Annotated in this window: 15 protein-coding genes; 7 read left to right on the top strand and 8 right to left on the bottom strand. The window is 59.5% G+C overall.

Translation table 11 applies throughout. The features are described from left to right. Positions 1–59 precede the first annotated feature (59 nt). Positions 60–1,589: a 2,3-bisphosphoglycerate-independent phosphoglycerate mutase gene (gene gpmI, locus BK667_RS01740; protein ID WP_123596628.1), complete on the bottom strand. Its 1,530-nt coding sequence runs from the start codon at positions 1,587–1,589 to the stop codon at positions 60–62. A gap of 153 nt (positions 1,590–1,742) precedes the next feature. On the opposite strand from gpmI, the gene BK667_RS01735 reads away from it, so the two are divergent. The 3 genes from BK667_RS01735 (at position 1,743) to secB (ending at position 2,969) form a co-directional block, all read left to right on the top strand. After that, positions 1,743–2,156 carry a rhodanese-like domain-containing protein gene (locus BK667_RS01735; protein WP_123511197.1) on the top strand — a complete coding sequence of 138 codons (414 nt, stop codon included), beginning with the start codon at positions 1,743–1,745 and terminating at the stop codon, positions 2,154–2,156. 1 nt (position 2,157) lies between these two features. Beyond that, on the top strand, positions 2,158–2,412 hold the full coding sequence (gene grxC / locus BK667_RS01730) for a glutaredoxin 3 (protein ID WP_010464569.1): 255 nt from the start codon (positions 2,158–2,160) through the stop codon (positions 2,410–2,412). Positions 2,413–2,483: 71 nt separating this feature from the next. Continuing rightward, positions 2,484–2,969 carry a protein-export chaperone SecB gene (gene secB, locus BK667_RS01725; RefSeq protein ID WP_007897410.1) on the top strand — a complete coding sequence of 162 codons (486 nt, stop codon included), beginning with the start codon at positions 2,484–2,486 and terminating at the stop codon, positions 2,967–2,969. A 206-nt stretch (positions 2,970–3,175) separates the two neighbouring features. On the opposite strand, the gene BK667_RS01720 is transcribed toward secB, so the two are convergent. After that, a complete protein-coding gene (locus tag BK667_RS01720; RefSeq protein WP_008068783.1) occupies positions 3,176–3,631 on the bottom strand; it encodes a tRNA (cytidine(34)-2'-O)-methyltransferase in 456 nt (151 codons plus the stop codon). Here BK667_RS01720 and BK667_RS34130 point away from each other — a divergent pair. Then, positions 3,630–4,070: a hypothetical protein gene (locus tag BK667_RS34130; protein WP_259697819.1), complete on the top strand. Its 441-nt coding sequence runs from the start codon at positions 3,630–3,632 to the stop codon at positions 4,068–4,070. The genes BK667_RS01720 and BK667_RS34130 overlap by 2 nt on opposite strands. Before the next feature lie 655 nt (positions 4,071–4,725). Here the strand turns inward: BK667_RS34130 and ntrC are convergent. The 5 genes from ntrC to glnA all read right to left on the bottom strand — a co-directional run bounded on the left by ntrC (position 4,726) and on the right by glnA (position 10,293). Continuing rightward, on the bottom strand, positions 4,726–6,162 hold the full coding sequence (gene ntrC, locus BK667_RS01705; protein WP_054055303.1) for a nitrogen regulation protein NR(I): 1,437 nt from the start codon (positions 6,160–6,162) through the stop codon (positions 4,726–4,728). Then, positions 6,159–7,244: a nitrogen regulation protein NR(II) gene (gene glnL, locus BK667_RS01700; protein ID WP_123402599.1), complete on the bottom strand. Its 1,086-nt coding sequence runs from the start codon at positions 7,242–7,244 to the stop codon at positions 6,159–6,161. The genes ntrC and glnL overlap by 4 nt, the downstream gene beginning before the upstream one ends. Before the next feature lie 230 nt (positions 7,245–7,474). Continuing rightward, entirely contained in the window at positions 7,475–8,095 is a 621-nt protein-coding gene (locus BK667_RS01695) for a DUF4124 domain-containing protein (protein WP_123596627.1), read from the bottom strand. Next, complete coding sequence (locus BK667_RS01690; protein WP_123596626.1) at positions 8,092–8,601, bottom strand: DUF4124 domain-containing protein; 510 nt, start codon at positions 8,599–8,601, stop codon at positions 8,092–8,094. Before BK667_RS01690 ends, BK667_RS01695 begins: the two co-directional genes overlap by 4 nt. 285 nt (positions 8,602–8,886) lie before the next feature. Beyond that, on the bottom strand, positions 8,887–10,293 hold the full coding sequence (gene glnA / locus BK667_RS01685) for a glutamate--ammonia ligase (protein WP_123402596.1): 1,407 nt from the start codon (positions 10,291–10,293) through the stop codon (positions 8,887–8,889). A 330-nt stretch (positions 10,294–10,623) separates the two neighbouring features. Between glnA and thiI the strand changes: the two genes are divergently transcribed. Next, positions 10,624–12,078: a tRNA uracil 4-sulfurtransferase ThiI gene (gene thiI / locus BK667_RS01675; RefSeq protein ID WP_123511187.1), complete on the top strand. Its 1,455-nt coding sequence runs from the start codon at positions 10,624–10,626 to the stop codon at positions 12,076–12,078. 139 nt (positions 12,079–12,217) lie between these two features. Continuing rightward, positions 12,218–14,038, top strand: coding sequence for a translational GTPase TypA (gene typA / locus BK667_RS01670; protein ID WP_109627491.1), 1,821 nt, complete (start codon positions 12,218–12,220; stop codon positions 14,036–14,038). Positions 14,039–14,227: 189 nt separating this feature from the next. Here typA and BK667_RS01665 read toward each other — a convergent pair whose 3' ends face one another. Beyond that, positions 14,228–14,668: a YkgJ family cysteine cluster protein gene (locus BK667_RS01665; RefSeq protein ID WP_123596660.1), complete on the bottom strand. Its 441-nt coding sequence runs from the start codon at positions 14,666–14,668 to the stop codon at positions 14,228–14,230. Positions 14,669–14,928: 260 nt separating this feature from the next. Between BK667_RS01665 and BK667_RS01660 the strand changes: the two genes are divergently transcribed. Further along, the gene (locus tag BK667_RS01660; RefSeq protein WP_123511185.1) at positions 14,929–17,379 is read left to right on the top strand and encodes a glycogen/starch/alpha-glucan phosphorylase; all 2,451 of its coding nucleotides are present in this window, start codon (positions 14,929–14,931) and stop codon (positions 17,377–17,379) included. The last annotated feature ends 24 nt before the right edge of the window (positions 17,380–17,403 follow it).

Genomic DNA, 17,403 nt, shown 5'->3' with positions numbered 1-17,403 from the left:
ACTCCCTCTTCGCGAGCAGGCTCGCTCCTACAGGGTTTAGCGGTGTTTGAAAGAGCCGATCAGACCAGAATCGAAGTCCCGGTCATTTCTTTAGGTATTTCCAGGCCCATCAACATCAGCATGGTCGGCGCCACATCCGCCAATACGCCGCCATCGCGCACCTTGAAGTCACGCTTGCCCACATAGATGAACGGTACCGGCTCAGTCGTGTGAGCGGTATGCGCCTGGTGGGTTTCTTCGTCGGACATTTTTTCGCAGTTGCCGTGGTCGGCAGTGATCAGCGCTTCGCCGCCGACTTTTTCCAGCGCATCGGCGATGCGGCCGACGCACAGGTCCAGGCATTCCACGGCTTTGATCGCGGCTTCAAGGTTGCCGCTGTGGCCGACCATGTCGCCGTTGGCGTAGTTGACGACGATCACATCAAAACGCTGGTTTTCGATGGCATCGACGATCCGGTCGGTGACTTCCGGGGCGCTCATCTCAGGCTGCAAGTCATAGGTGGCGACTTTTGGCGACGGGATCAGGATGCGTTCTTCGCCCGGGAACGGTTCTTCGCGACCGCCGGAGAAGAAGAAGGTCACGTGTGCGTACTTCTCGGTTTCAGCGATGCGCAGCTGAGTCTTGCCGTTTTTCGCCAGGTAATCGCCCAGCACGTTTTCCAGGCTGCCGGCGGCGAAGGCCGAAGGCGCGGGAATGCTGGCGGCGTATTGGGTCAGCATGACGAAACCGCCCAGTTTCGGCTGGCGAGCCCGTTCGAACTCCTTGAAACCGTCTTCGACGAACACGCGGGTCAGTTCGCGGGCGCGGTCGGCGCGGAAGTTCATGAACACCACGGCATCGCCATCTTCGACTTTCACCGGCTCACCGATGGAAGTGGCTTTGACGAATTCGTCGCTCTCGCCACGCTCATAAGCGGCTTGCAGGCCTTCCTGAGCGGTGGCGGCGTTGAATTCGCCCTTGCCGTCGACAATCAGGTTGTAAGCCTGGGCCACGCGGTCCCAACGGTTGTCGCGGTCCATGGCGAAGTAACGGCCAACAATGCTGGCGATCCGGCCTTTGCCCAGGGCCTGGAAGGTCGCGTCCAGCAGTTCAATGGAGGACTGGGCGCTTTTAGGCGGCGTGTCGCGACCGTCGAGGAAGGCGTGCAGGTAGATTTTCTCGGCGCCGCGCTTGAAGGCCAGTTCGGCCATGGCAACCAGATGATCCTGGTGGCTGTGCACGCCGCCATCGGACAGCAGGCCCATGAAGTGCACGGCTTTGCCCGCCGCCACGGCTTTATCTACAGCGGCGCAGATGGTCGGGTTTTCGAAAAACTCGCCGTCGCGGATCGATTTGGTCACGCGGGTGAAGTCCTGATACACCACGCGGCCGGCGCCGAGGTTCATGTGGCCGACTTCGGAGTTGCCCATCTGGCCGTCCGGCAGGCCGACGTCCATGCCGCTGCCCGAGATCAGGCCGTTTGGCACGGTAGCGGTCAGACGGTCCAGCACAGGCTTCTTGGCCGAGTACACGGCGTTGGCTTCGTGGCTCTCACTGTGACCGAAGCCATCGAGAATGATCAGGACCAAAGGTTTAGGCGTGGTAGTCATGGATTCCACTCGTGGCTGAGTTAAAAAGAGGGCGATTAAAAAGGGAGTGGCAGTTTAAAGCGAAGTTCCTGCGCCGTCACCGCCGGACGGGGTTTGGCCCACCCTAGGGGCTGTGTATACTGGCCCACTTTTAACGCCCTGGAACCACCTTAAATGCTTGATCACCTGATTGCATTTGCCACCACCCACTATTTGCTGGCCGGTATTTTCGTTGTTCTGCTGGCTCTGCTGATCGCCCATGAAATGAAGGGCGGCGGTCGCAGCCTGAGCACTGGCGAGCTGACCGGGCTGGTCAACAAGGACGCAGGCGTGGTGATCGACATTCGTTCGACCAAGGATTTCGCCGCTGGCCATATCGTTGGCGCGTTGAACATTCCTCACGACAAGTTGACCGCTCGCGTCGGCGAACTGGAAAAGCACAAGGCCAAGACCATCATCCTGGTTGATGCCCAAGGCCAGACTGCCGGCACTCACGCTCGCGAACTGATGAAGTCCGGCTACACCGCCGCCAAGCTCTCCGGCGGGATTTCCAGCTGGAAGGGCGACAACCTGCCGTTGGTGAAGTGATATGAGCAACGTCGTCGTCTATTCCAGCGATTACTGCCCTTACTGCTCGCGAGCCAAGTACCTGCTCGAGAACAAAGGCGTGGCCTTCGAAGAGATCAAGGTCGATGGCAAGCCGCAGGTGCGCGCCGCCATGGCCCAGAAGGCCGGGCGAACGTCCGTGCCGCAGATCTGGATCGGTGAGCGCCACATCGGTGGCTGTGATGATTTGTTTGCGCTTGAGCGCGCCGGCAAGCTCGACGCGATGCTCAAGGCTTGATTGACTGCCGTACTTGATAGAAAACCAAGAACAGCAAACCCTAAAAGACCAAAGATCAGAAAGGATCTGAGATGACTGACCAACAGAACACTGCAGCTAGCGAAGAAGAAACCGCACCGCAATTCTCCTTGCAGCGCATCTACGTACGTGACTTGTCCTTCGAAGCCCCGAAAAGCCCGGCGATCTTCCGCCAGCAGTGGGAACCGAGCGTCGGTCTGGATCTGAACACCCGTCAAAAGGCCCTGGAAGGCGACTTCCACGAAGTCGTGCTGACCTTGTCCGTGACCGTGAAAAACGGTGAAGAAGTGGCGTTCATCGCTGAAGTGCAACAGGCCGGGATCTTCCTGATCAAGAACCTGGACGACGCTTCGATGAGCCACACTCTCGGCGCGTTCTGCCCGAACATCCTGTTCCCGTACGCTCGCGAAACCCTGGACAGCCTGGTGACCCGTGGTTCGTTCCCGGCCCTGATGCTGGCTCCGGTGAACTTCGATGCGCTGTACGCGCAAGAGCTGCAACGCATGCAAGCGGCTGGCGAAACCCCGACTGTGCAATAAGCGTCCGATGCAGTAACGAAAAAAGCGCCATAACAGGCGCTTTTTTCATGGGCGGGATGAAACGGCTGCGGGTCGACGCAATGATCGTTCCCACGCTCTGCGTGGGAATGCCTCATTGGACGCTCTGCGTCCGCTTTGGGACGCGGAGCGTCCCGGGATGCATTCCCACGCGGAGCGTGGGAACGATCAGGCGACCAGGTGCGGGGTTACTTGAAGCCGAGTTGGCGCCAGCCCTCGTAGACGGCGACCGCCACGGTGTTCGACAGGTTCAGGCTGCGGCAGCCTTCGCGCATTGGCAGGCGCAGGCGTTGTTCGCTGGGCAGGGCGTCGAGCACTTCGGCGGGCAGGCCACGGCTTTCCGGGCCGAACAGGAAGGCGTCGCCCTCGGCGAAGCTGGCATCGTGAAACGGCCGCGAACCTTTGGTGGTGAACGCGAACAGCCGTGGATGGCCGAGGCTTTCCAGGCAACTGGCGAGGTCGGCGTGGCGTTGCAGGGTGGCGTACTCGTGGTAATCGAGGCCGGCCCGGCGCAGGCGCTTGTCGTCCATCTCGAAGCCCAGCGGTTCGATCAAGTGCAGGTGACAGCCACTGTTGGCGCACAGCCTGATAACGTTGCCGGTATTCGGCGGAATTTCTGGTTGAAAGAGGATGACGTGAAACATGCACGGCTCCGAAGGTAAAGATGAGCGGCATTCTACGCCGCCCGTGGACAACCGTTCGAAACTATTCCCGCGGGTGATCGGTTCGCTGGCGATTGTCGGGGTGATGGTCGGGTTGATGATCGGCCGCCTGACCACCCCGGACCCCAGCGAATTGCAGCAGGTCGAGGTCACCAGCGATGGGCTGGTGGTGTGGTTCAACAACGAACCCAAGACCCATGGCGAGGTGGTGGACGGCAGCGTTGCGTTGCTGTTTGAGGCTGAAGGCAAGGCGCAGAAAGGTCAGCTCAAGGTCAACGGCAAAGACGTGAACTGGCGTGTGCGTTTGAGTGATGGGGGATTGTTGCTGACGGTGGTGGCGGCCCGGCCACTGCTGGGCGAGTGGGCCGGTAGCGAGGTCGACGACCGCTGGCGGCTGGAGATCCATCTCCGGGAGCAATAAAAGAGGGAATCCCCGGCCTGCCTGTACCAAGGTTCCCAAAACGGCAGGGACTCGCGCATTGCGTGCAAGTCCCGGTGTAAAGAAGGAACCCCTGACCTGCCTGTATCAAGGGCCCCAAAACGGGTTGGGCTCGTCGCCAGTGCGGTGTGAGCCCGATGTAAAGAGGGGAATCCCCGGCCTGCCTGTACCAAGGTCCCCGAAACCGGGTAGTGAACTGAATCACTGAATGGACTATTGCAGGGGGCGTGCCAGGTTTTCACAAGTTGAAACAGAAAGTTGAGTTGATGCGCTGGAGGCCCCGTTATTCGGGGCTTTTGTGTTTTTGTTGGGTGGGTTTTCTAGCGATTAACGATGGGATTTGAGGAGAGTGGCTGTGCGCGATTGCGGGTCATCGTGCATTGGTGCGGTGCATGGAGCTCTGGAAATGTGGGAGCGGGCTTGCTCGCGAATGCGGTGGGTCAGTCGATATTGATGTTGGATGTGCCGGCCCCTTCGCGGGCAAGCCTCGCTCCTACAGGAGGTACGCCAATGTCATTGATCGTTCCCACGCTCTGCGTGGGAATGCAGCCCGGGACGCTCCGCGTCCCATCCAGAGCCGAACGCGGAGCGTCCGTTGAGGCATTCCCACGCGGAGCGTGGGAACGATCAGTCGTAACTAGCCCTCTTCCCCCTCATCATCATCCCCACCATCAACCTTCATCCCCAATTCCTTGATCTTGCGGGTCAGGGTGTTACGCCCCCAACCCAGCAAAACCGCGGCATCGCGGCGGCGGCCGGCGGTGTGTTTGAGGGCGGTTTCGATCATGATCCGCTCGAACGCCGGCACGGCGCTGTCGAGCAGGCTCGACTGGCCGCGAGCCAACGCCTGATCAGCCCACTGGCGCAGCGCTTGCTCCCAGTTGGTCACCGGCGCCGAATCCTGCGGCAGGTTCAGCAGTTCCGGCGGCAGGTCGCTGATGTGCACTTCGCGACCCGAAGCCATCACCGTGATCCAGCGGCAGGTGTTCTCCAACTGACGCACGTTGCCGCCCCACGGCAGGTTCTTCAGGTATTCCTCGGTTTCGCTTTTCAGCAGCTTCGGCTCCACCGCGAGTTCTTGCGCAGCGCGGCTGAGGAAGTGCTTGGCCAGGGTCGGGATGTCTTCGCGACGGTCCGACAGCCGTGGGATGTGAATGCGGATCACATTGAGGCGGTGGAACAAGTCTTCACGGAATTTCCCGGCGTGGACCAGGGTTTCCAGGTTCTGGTGGGTCGCGGCGATGATCCGCACATCGACCTTCACCGGCGTATGGCCGCCGACACGATAGAACTCGCCGTCCGCCAACACCCGCAGTAAACGGGTCTGGGTGTCCGCCGGCATGTCGCCGATTTCATCGAGGAACAGCGTGCCGCCGTCCGCCTGCTCGAAACGCCCGCGACGCAAATTGGCCGCGCCGGTGAACGCGCCTTTCTCATGGCCGAACAGCTCGGATTCCATCAAGTCTTTGGGGATCGCCGCCATGTTCAACGCGATAAACGGCGACGCCGCCCTTGGGCTGTGACGGTGCAGGGCGTGGGCCACCAGTTCTTTACCGGTGCCGGACTCGCCGTTGATCAGCACGGTGATGTTGGAGTGGCTCAAGCGCCCGATGGCGCGAAACACTTCCTGCATCGCCGGCGCTTCACCGATGATTTCCGGGGTGCGGGTCAGCGCGACCGGGACTTCCAGACCTTGTTGTTCCTGGGCGTGCTGGTTGGCGCGCTTGACCAGGGACACCGCTTCGTCGACGTCAAAAGGTTTTGGCAGGTATTCGAACGCGCCGCCCTGATACGAGGCGACTGCGCTGTCGAGGTCGGAGTGGGCGGTCATGATGATGACCGGCAGCCGTGGGTGTTGTTCGCGAATCCGCGCCAAGAGGTCCAGGCCACTGGCACCCGGCATGCGGATGTCGGAGATGATCACGTCCGGCTGCTGGCGCGCCAGACGGCTCATCACGCCATCGGCGCTGTCGAAGCTTTGCGTGGTCATGCCTTCTTGTTGCAAGGCCTTTTCCAGGACCCAACGGATAGAACGGTCGTCATCGACGATCCACACGGTTTCACTACGGCTCATGTCGATGTGGCTCCTTGTTCCAGTGGCAGAAAGATCGAGAACGTGGTGTGGCCTGGGTGGCTGTCACACTCGATCAGGCCCTGGTGCTGGCTGATGATGTTCTGGGTAATGGCCAGGCCCAGCCCGGTACCGTCCGGGCGGCCGCTGACCATGGGAAAGAAGATGGTTTCCTGCAAATCCGCAGGAATGCCGGGACCGTTGTCGATGATCTCGATCTTGGTCACCAGGCGATGGCGCACGTGGCCGATGGTGAACTGGCGCATGGCGCGGGTGCGCAAACTGATGCGGCCCAGGCGCAGCTCGTTCTGGCTGCTGATGGCTTGCATCGCGTTGCGCACGATGTTCAGGACGGCCTGAATCATTTGTTCACGGTCGATCAATACGTCGGGAATGCTTGGGTCGTAGTCGCGCACCAAGGTGATGCAGCCCTGGCTTTCGGCCTCGACCAACTGGCTGACCCGCTCCAGCACTTCGTGGATGTTGCACATGGCCAGGGACGGCAGCTTGTTGGAGCCGAGCATCCGGTCCACGAGGTTTCGCAGGCGGTCGGCTTCTTCGATGATGACGTTGGTGTAGTCGCGCAGGCTTTCTTCCGGCAGTTCGCGGGCGAGCAACTGCGCCGCGCCGCGAATCCCGCCCAGCGGGTTTTTGATTTCGTGAGCGAGGCCGCGCACCAGCATCTTGCTGGTTTCCTGCTTCGACAACTGCGCCTCTTCCTTGGTGATCCGCAGCAAGCGATCACGGGGGTGCACTTCCAGCAGCAGCAGGGTGTCGCCATTGCTCAGGATCGGCGTGACCGCGTAATCGACAGTCAGGGTCTGGCCGGTGAGGGCGGTGAGCATCGCTTCGCGCTTGGTGAACGGGTGCGCCTGCTCGACCGCTTGGCGCAGGGAATTCAGCGCTTCGGTGGATTCGGTGAACAACTCACTGATGAACTGCCCATGGCTGCGCTGGCCGCTGATGGCCAGCAGCATCTCCGCCGCCGGGTTCATGTACTCAAGGCGCAGTTCGGCATCGAGCAGGATGGTGGCGGTGGTCAGGTTGTCGAGTAGTAGCCGATGCAGTGCGTCGCTAATGGTCATCCGGACCTCTTTTGGAGCGAGGGGCGCCCACGAAATGAGCGCTGATGCGAGGAAAATGCAAAAACCAAACCAAAGCTCCGAAAAGAAGCGTTTGAGGCCTGAAACGGGCGTTTAGCGCTCGATCGCGTGGCGTTCTGCCAGCTTTCGCGGGTACTTTCGAACCAAAATGGGTTTTGATGTGGGAGCGGTGCAACCGTTTGCACCAATATAGTGCGCAAAGCTGAACGAGGTTAGAAGAACTTCAGGAAGGGATTTTTTTCTTCGGGAGGTTTGTCTTTGAGCGGACATTCCGGCCGTTGGCCGTAGTCGGTGAGGGTGCAAGGCTTGACCTGGCGCTTCTGCGCCAGCGAGATGCGCAGCATGTGGAACGGCTGATTGGCCGTGCGCTCGACGGTGCGGCCCAGTTCGTCGAGGATTTCCACCGACAAGTTATGACTGCCGCGATCGATATTACTCAACGCGAACACTGGACTGAGGCCTGGCTCGGCCGTGGGCTGGCCGTCGAGTAACAAACGGTAGCGATGGCCACGTTGCAGGCCGGGTTCGCTGGTAACGCTGACGATCACCTCGCCGGCACTGCTGCGGATCGTGGCGTCCGGTTCCGGCACCAATACGCGGAGCATGTCGTAGTGGAACAGGGGTTGTTCTTCGGGTTTGCTCGCGGCAACCAGCGGCGCGGCACCGGTCGGGTTGGCAGACATGCGATTGCTGGTGGCCAACGGCACCCGCTTGGCGTTGCCGGGACGTGGTTGATCGGTAAAAACCCGATTACCCTGGGCGTCGACGTAGGTATAGACGTCGGCCATCGCCGGAAATGCAATCAGGCAGGCGATCAGCAGCCAGCCCTTCAAGGCTTGTGCACCCGTTGCACGGTGAAGGTCAAGCTGGGGCTTTGCTGGACGACACTTTCCCCGTTGATCACCTGGACTGCGAGGCTGTGTTCGCCGCGATCAATGTTCACCAGTTGCAGGATCGGCACGTTGCTCGGCTGGCCGTAAGGTTGCTCGTCCAGCAACAGCCGGAACAGATGTGGGCCTTGCAGGCGCGGCTTGATCAGCACGCTGACGGTGAAGGTGCCGTTGTTGGCGCGCAGGGCTTCGGTGGTGGGCAGGCCGGTCAGTTCCAGCACCTCGTAGGCGTTGCGGGGTTGTTCGCGGCTGTTGGCTTCGGCAGGAGGAGCGGGTGGCGTCGAGGGCGCGACACTGTTGAGCGGCGGCAACTCCACCGGACGCGCCTTGACGCCATCGGGCGGCTGATTGCTGTAGGCGGTGTTGCCATTGGCGTCGGTGTACTTATAGATCTGCGCTGCGGCGGGCAGGGCGATCAACAGCAACATCAGGAGAAAACCACGACCCATAAAATTGACCGCAAGCGAAGGCGTTGGGTTGCAGCATAGGTCAGGGCTGGCGATAGACCCAAGTTGTAAACATTTGGCGATGATTTTTTTGATCGTTCCCACGCTCTGCGTGGGAATGCCTCAAGGGACGCTCCGCGTCCAGTGACGCGGAGCGTCACGGGCTGCATTCCCACGCGGAGCGTGGGAACGATCACCAACAGGGCGATCAGGTAAACGAGCGCCCACAAAAAAGGCCTCCCGAAGGAGGCCTCTTTTTGTCACGCCGCGTAGCGCAGCGCTACCGGATCAGCAGCTGTAGTACAGCTCATATTCCAGTGGGTGTACGAAGGTGCGGACCTTGATTTCTTCTTCGCTTTTCAGAGCGATGTAAGCGTCGATGAAATCGTCGGAGAACACGCCGCCCTTGGTCAGGAACGCGCGACCTTTGTCCAGCTCTTCCAGGGCTTCTTTCAGGCTGCCGCAAACTTGTGGGATCTCTTTCGCCTCTTCAGGCGGCAGGTCGTACAGGTTTTTGTCAGCGGCGTCGCCAGGGTGGATCTTGTTCTGGATGCCGTCCAGGCCAGCCATCAACAGTGCAGCGAAGCCCAGGTACGGGTTGGCTGCCGGATCCGGGAAGCGAGCTTCGATACGGCGAGCGCGAGGGCTGGACACGTAAGGAATACGGATCGAAGCGGAACGGTTGCGAGCCGAGTAGGCCAGCATCACTGGTGCTTCGAAACCTGGGACCAGACGCTTGTAGGAGTTGGTCGAAGGGTTGGTGAAGCCGTTCAGTGCTTTACCGTGCTTGATGATGCCGCCGATGAAGTACAGGGCGGTGTCGGACAGGCCGGCATAGCCTTCGCCAGCGAAGGTGTTCTTGCCATCTTTGGCGATGGACAGGTGAACGTGCATACCCGAACCGTTATCGCCGTACAGAGGCTTAGGCATGAAGGTCGCGGTACGGCCGTAGGCATCAGCCACGTTGTGTACGCAGTACTTCAGGGTCTGAACTTCGTCAGCCTTGGCAACCAGGGTGTTGAACTTCACACCGATTTCGTTCTGACCGGCAGTTGCCACTTCGTGGTGGTGAACTTCGATGGTCAGGCCCATTTCTTCCATGGCGTTGCACATGGAGGTACGGATTTCGTGGTCGTGGTCGAACGGCGGAACCGGGAAGTAGCCACCTTTGACGCCTGGACGGTGGCCGCGGTTGCCGCCTTCCACGTCCTGGTCGGACATCCACGAACCTTGTTCGGAGTAGATTTTGAACATCGAACCGGAGATGTCGGACTTGAACTTGACCTGGTCGAAGATGAAGAACTCTGGCTCCGGACCAACAAATACGGTGTCGCCGATACCGGTGGACTTCAGGTATTCCTCGGCACGCTTGGCGATCGCACGTGGGTCACGGTCGTAGCCTTGCATGGTCGAAGGCTCGATCACGTCGCAAACCAGAATCAGGGTCGGCTCTTCGGTGAACGGGTCGAGGACAGCGGTGCTGTCGTCCGGCATCAGGATCATGTCGGAGGCTTCGATGCCTTTCCAGCCAGCAATGGAGGAACCGTCGAACATTTTGCCTTCTTCGAAGAAAGCGTCATCCAGCGCGTCGCGAGCCGGCATGGTCACGTGGTGCTGAGTGCCTTTGGTGTCCGTGAAGCGCAGATCAATCCACTTGACGTCATGATCTTTGATGAGTTGAACCGACTTCGACATAGTGTCCTCCGGGTGGCTTCGGGCTTAGTAGTGGATGCCCTTAGAATGTGGGTGATGCCGGCGCGAATACTCTGCCAAGGCAACCTGCCTCACAAGGGAGCAAATTGCATGCCAGTGCCCCACCATGGGTTTTTTGCCCCAATATCACGCTTATAGAGGTGCATTGCGCCGCAAAGCTGAAATTACTGCCCCGTAATGTAGCGTCTATTTCGACAAATGACCCGTTTTGGTGCGCGCGAAACCTTCTGCATATTAACTGGTTAAACCTTGAGCAATTTCCGCTATAATCCGCGCCCCCCTTTTTCGGCTGGCCCAGCGCGCGCTGTTTTCATGAAACTAATCGTAAAAGTCTTCCCCGAGATCACCATCAAGAGCCGCCCGGTACGGATGCGTTTCATCCGCCAATTGGCCAAGAACATCCGTGCCGTGCTCCGCGATCTGGACCCGGCTGTGGTGGTGAACGGTGTGTGGGACAACCTCGAGCTGGAAACCCGCGTCACTGAGCCCAAGGCCCTGAAGGAGATGACCGAGCGCCTGAGCTGCATGCCGGGCATCGCGCATTTCCTGCAGGTCGATGAATACCCGCTGGGTGATTTCGACGACATCGTGGCCAAGTGCAAGCAGCACTACGGCGATGCACTGGCCGGGAAGATCTTTTCGGTGCGCTGCAAGCGCGGCGGCCACCACACTTTCACGTCCATGGACGTGGAGAAATACGTCGGCAGCCAGCTGCGTCGTCAGTGCGGCGCCGCCGGGATTTCCCTGAAAGAGCCGGAAATCGAAGTTCGCATCGAAATTCGCGACCAACGGTTGTATGTGATCCACAGCCAGCACAACAGCATCGGCGGTTATCCGCTGGGGGCGCTGGAACAGACGCTTGTATTGATGTCCGGTGGCTTTGACTCGACAGTCGCCGCCTACCAGATCATGCGCCGTGGCCTGATGAGCCATTTCTGCTTCTTTAACCTGGGCGGCAGGGCCCATGAACTGGGCGTCATGGAAGTCGCGCACTTCATCTGGAAGAAGTACGGCAGCTCCCAGCGCGTGTTATTTGTCAGTGTGCCGTTCGAAGAAGTCCTGGGAGAAATTCTCGGGAAAGTCGATAACAGTCATATGGGCGTAGTTTTGAAGCGTATGATGTTGCGCGCTGCGTCGAAGATTGCCGATCGGCTCGATATCGATGCGCTGGTCACCGGTGAGGCGATCTCCCAGGTTTCGAGCCAGACGTTGCCGAACCTGTCGTTGATCGACTGTGTGACCGAGAAGCTGGTCTTGCGCCCGCTGATCGCCAGTCACAAGCAGGACATCATCGACCTGGCCAACGAAATCGGCACCGCCGACTTCGCCAAGCACATGCCGGAATACTGCGGGGTCATCTCGGTGAACCCCAAGACCCACGCCAAGCGCAACCGCGTGGAGTACGAAGAACAACAGTTCGACATGGCAGTCCTCGAGCGTGCGCTCGAGAACGCCAAACTGGTGCCGATCGATCGCGTGATCGACGAATTGGGCCAGGACTTGCAGATCGAAGAAGTCAGCGACGCTCTGGCGGGCCAGATTATCATCGATATCCGTCACCCGGATGCCGCTGAAGACGAACCGCTGGAACTGGCTGGCATTGAGGTACAGACGATGCCGTTTTATGCATTGAACGCTCGTTTCAAGGAACTGGACCCTACTCGCCAGTACCTGCTGTATTGCGACAAAGGCGTGATGAGTCGCCTGCATGCCCACCATTTGCTCAGTGAGGGGCATGCCAATGTGCGCGTTTATCGACCGAGCTAAGTGCCCGGGGCTGTTTGCCTGTGGCCTGCGTCACCGGCCCCCCGACGCCGCCGTCAAGCTGTAACGGCTTTGCCGGACTCTACTGTTAATCGCTGCCAAGACTTGTCAGCACACCGAATCCTCTGATCGAGATACACAAGTGATCGAAAATCTACGCAACATCGCCATCATTGCTCACGTTGACCATGGTAAAACCACCCTGGTAGACAAACTCTTGCGTCAATCCGGCACCCTGGAGCGCAACGAGCTCAACGACGAGCGCGTGATGGACTCCAACGACCAGGAGAAAGAGCGCGGTATTACCATTTTGGCGAAAAACACCGCCATCAACTGGAACGGCTACCACATCAACATCGTGGACACCCCGGGCCACGCCGACTTCGGCGGCGAAGTTGAACGCGTAATGTCGATGGTTGACTCCGTTCTGCTGCTGGTTGACGCTCAAGACGGCCCTATGCCGCAAACCCGTTTCGTGACCAAGAAGGCTTTCGAAGCCGGCCTGCGTCCAATCGTGGTCATCAACAAGGTTGACCGTCCAGGCGCGCGTCCGGACTGGGTTCTGGACCAGATCTTCGACCTGTTCGACAACCTCGGTGCTACCGAAGAACAGCTGGACTTCAAAGTCGTCTACGCCTCGGCCCTGAACGGCATTGCCGGTCTGGAACACACCGACATGGCTGAAGACATGACCCCGCTGTACCAGTCGATTGTCGACAACGTACCTGCGCCGAAAGTCGACCGTGAAGGTCCGTTCCAGATGCAGATCTCTGCTCTGGACTACAACAGCTTCCTGGGTGTTATCGGCGTTGGCCGTATCGCTCGTGGTCGCATCAAGCCGAACACTCCGGTTGTCGCTATCGACGCCGACGGCAAGAAGCGTACCGGTCGTATCCTGAAGCTGATGGGTCACCACGGTCTGCACCGTATCGACGTTGAAGAAGCAGCTGCCGGCGACATCGTCTGCATCAGCGGCTTCGACCAGCTGTTCATCTCCGACACTCTGTGCGACCCACTGAACGTCGAAGCGATGAAGCCGCTGACCGTTGACGAACCAACCGTTTCCATGACCTTCCAGGTAAACGACTCGCCTTTCTGCGGTAAAGAAGGCAAGTTCGTGACGTCCCGTAACATCAAGGAACGTCTGGACAAAGAACTGCTCTACAACGTTGCCCTGCGCGTTGAAGAAGGCGACACCGCCGACAAGTTCAAAGTCTCCGGCCGTGGTGAGCTGCACCTCTCGGTACTGATCGAAACCATGCGTCGCGAAGGCTTCGAAATGGGTGTTGGTCGTCCGGAAGTGATCATCCGTATGGTTGACGGCGTTAAGCACGAACCGTACGAAAACGTGACCATCGACCTGCCAGAAGAATCCCAAGGTTCGATCATGGAACAGATCGGTATCCGTAAAGGCGACCTGACCAACATGGTTCCGGATGGCAAGGGCCGTGTGCGCCTTGAGTACAACATCCCGGCTCGTGGTTTGATCGGTTTCCGTAACGAGTTCCTGACCCTGACCTCCGGTGCAGGCATCCTGACCTCGATCTTCGACCGTTACGACGTGATGAAGTCCGGCGACATGTCCGGCCGTCAGAACGGCGTGCTGGTTTCGGTTGCTACCGGTAAGGCTCTGACTTACTCGCTGGAAACCCTGCAAGCTCGCGGCAAGCTGTTCCTGGGTCACGGCGAAGACGTGTACGAAGGTCAAATCGTCGGCATCAACAGCCGCGACAACGACCTGGGCGTCAACCCAACCAAAGGCAAGAAGCTCGACAACATGCGTGCCTCGGGTAAAGACGAAACCATCGCTCTGGTTCCGCCTATCCGTTTCACCCTGGAACAAGCTCTGGAATTCGTTCAAGAAGACGAATTGTGCGAAGTCACTCCTAAGTCCATCCGTCTTCGTAAGAAGATCCTGGGCGAAAGCGAGCGTACCCGCGCTGCCAAGAAGTCCGGTAACTAAGTCATTTAGTTAGCTGACAAAAAAACGCCCCCGACCGCAAGGTCGGGGGCGTTTTTGTTTGTCTGGCGGAAGATGATCGTTCCCACGCTCCGCGTGGGAATGCCTCAATGGACGCTCTGCGTCTGCTTTGGGACGCGGAGCGTCCCGGGCTGCATTCCCACGCAGAGCGTGGGAACGATCATGGTCGGGTTAAAACTTTTCCAGGGTGCGGCGGCTGGCGCTGGTCTCACGCGCCACTTCTTTGGGCTTGTAAGCGCAATACCCCGGCCGCGGGCCGATTTTCGGGTGGTTGCGGCAAGTATCCGGGCGCTTTTCATAAATAGTGCACAGACGGCTCTTACGATCCAGGTACAGGCAATCGTTGTTGCTCATGCGCTGGAGGGTGAAGATCTCGGTCTTCTGGCTGTAACGCTCGACGATCCCTTCCTTCTGCAGGCGCTTGGCGATGTTCTTTGCCGGCTCGCCGCGCTCGAACTCGTCGACGATGCCGATGCGGATCAGATCCTTGATCTTGACCTCGACCGGCAAGGTGCAGCAGCTCGACACGCAGGAACCGCACATCGGGGCAGAATATTTGGCCCAGGTATCGAGGCGGTCGATCTCCGCGGCGGCGATCAGGTTGGACTTCATCATCGGTTGTTACCAGCGTGTGCATCAGGGCGCGCGATGATACCGGGACTGGTGGATTTTTGAACAACCTTTCGCCAGTTTTTTTCTGGATCAGCCAATAATCACCGTTAATCCGGCACGGCCCCTGCATTGATTCAGACACACGACAATGTAATGCCGACCTATCTCGCACTATCAGGAAAAACTGCCGAACCAGAGCCCATACCGCCTGTCAGACCGTCTAGGCTCAGACAACTCAAAGCTCGCTCGAGGTCCTATCGATGACTCAAGAACCACTTGTTCGTGAAGCAGAGGTGGCCGCATTCCGCGACGCCGTCTTGACCAAACTCACCTACGCGGTGGGCAAAGACCCGGATCACGCCTTCGACCACGACTGGTTCGAAGCCATTGCCCTGGCAGCGCGCGACCACATGGTCGAGCACTGGATGGACCACACCCGGCAGATTTATCGCAAAGGGCAGAAGCGGGTTTACTACCTCTCCCTGGAATTCCTCATCGGCCGCTTGCTCTATGACAGCCTGAGTAACCTTGGGTTGCTGGACGTCGCCCGCGAAGCGTTGACCGAACTCGGTGTCGACCTGGAACGCATCCGCCTGCTGGAGCCCGATGCGGCGCTCGGTAACGGTGGTCTCGGTCGTCTGGCCGCCTGCTTCATGGAAAGCATGTCGACCCTCGGCATCGCCGGTCATGGCTATGGCATTCGTTATGAGCACGGCTTGTTCCGCCAGGCCATCGTCGATGGCTGGCAACAGGAACAGACTGAACACTGGCTGGATTTCGGTAACCCGTGGGAGTTCGAACGGCCAGAAGTCGTGTACCCGATCGGCTTTGGCGGCAGCGTCGAAACCGTCACCGACGAGGCCGGCAAGTCCCGGCAAGTCTGGACCCCGGCAGAAACCGTGCGGGCCATTGCCTACGACACCCCGGTGGTCGGCTGGCGCGGCGCGAGCGTCAACACCCTGCGCCTGTGGCGCGCCCGCGCCGTGGAAGATCTGCACCTTGAGCGCTTCAACGCCGGCGACCACTTGGGCGCCGTGGCTGAAGTGGCCCGGGCGGAAAGTATTTCCCGCGTGCTCTACCCGGCGGACAGCACTGAAGCCGGCCAGGAACTGCGCCTGCGTCAGGAATACTTCTTTGTCGCCGCGTCCCTGCAGGATTTGCTGCGCCGCCATCGCAACATGCACACCTCGGTGCTGACCCTGGGCGACCACGCGGCGATCCAGCTCAACGACACCCACCCCTCGATTGCCGTGGCCGAGCTGATGCGTCAGTTGGTCGATGTCTACGACGTGGCGTGGGATGCCGCGTGGCAGGTGACGGTGGATACGCTGTCGTACACCAACCACACGCTGTTGCCGGAAGCCCTGGAAACCTGGCCGGTCGGTTTGATGGAACGCATGCTGCCCCGGCACATGCAGATCATTTACCTGATCAACGCCCAGCACATCGATTCGCTGCGGGCCAAAGGCATTCACGACTTCGACGTGCTGCGCGCGGTGTCGCTGATCGAGGAAGACAACGGCCGCCGCGTGCGCATGGGCAACCTGGCGTTCCTCGGTTCCCACAGCGTCAACGGTGTGTCGGCGCTGCATACGCAGTTGATGCGTAAAACCGTGTTCTCTGAACTGCACAAGCTCTACCCGGAGCGGATCAACAACAAAACCAACGGCATCACCTTCCGCCGCTGGCTCTACCAGGCCAACTCCGAATTGACCTCGATGATGGTCGATGCCCTCGGCCCTGATCTGCTGGATAACGCCGAGGAACGGCTGATCGAACTGGAGCCGTTCGCCGAGAAACCGGCGTTTCGCAAGGCCTTCGCCGAACAGCGGCTGCACAGCAAGAAAGCCTTGGCGTATCTGATTCATGAGCGGCTAGGCGTTGCGGTCAACCCGGCGGCGATGTTCGACGTGCAGGTCAAGCGGATCCACGAATACAAACGCCAGTTGCTCAACCTGATGCACACCGTCGCGCTGTATCAGGCGATTCGCGCCGAGCCGGAAATCGACTGGGTGCCGCGGGTGAAAATCTTCGCCGGCAAGGCGGCGGCCAGTTATCACCAAGCCAAGTTGATCATCAAGCTGACCAACGACATCGCCCGGGTGGTCAACAACGACCCGACCGTGCGCGGTTTACTCAAGGTTGTGTTCTTGCCCAACTACAACGTCAGCCTGGCGGAGAGCATTATTCCGGCGGCGGATTTGTCGGAGCAGATCTCTACCGCAGGTTTCGAGGCGTCGGGCACCAGTAACATGAAATTCGGCCTCAACGGCGCACTGACCATCGGCACGCTTGATGGCGCCAACGTCGAAATGTGCGAGCGCATCGGCGCCGAGCACATGTTTATCTTTGGCCTTAGCGCGCAGCAGGTTGAGGCGCGCAAGCAGAACCATGAGTTCAACGCTGCGCCAGACATTGCCGCGTCCCATCGCCTCAACGACGTGCTGCAAGCGATTCGCGGCGGGGTGTTCTCGCCGGATGATCCGTCCCGCTACGCCGGGTTGATCGATTCGCTGATCGACTACGACCGCTTCCTGGTCTGCGCCGATTTTGACTCCTACTGGGACGCGCAGATGCGCGTCGAAGCGCACTGGCACGACTCTCAGGCATGGTGGCGTTCGGCGGTGTTGAACACCTCGCGAATGGGCTGGTTCTCGTCGGATCGGACGATTCGCGAGTACGCCACGGAGATCTGGAAGGCTTTGGAGTAACTTTTAGCAATAATTGCGAGCAAG

This window comes from Pseudomonas frederiksbergensis, assembly GCF_003732705.1.
In the GTDB taxonomy this organism is placed as follows: domain Bacteria; phylum Pseudomonadota; class Gammaproteobacteria; order Pseudomonadales; family Pseudomonadaceae; genus Aquipseudomonas; species Aquipseudomonas frederiksbergensis_F.
Note: the sequence above shows the minus strand (reverse complement) of the source record. Positions and strands in the feature narration are given on the sequence as shown.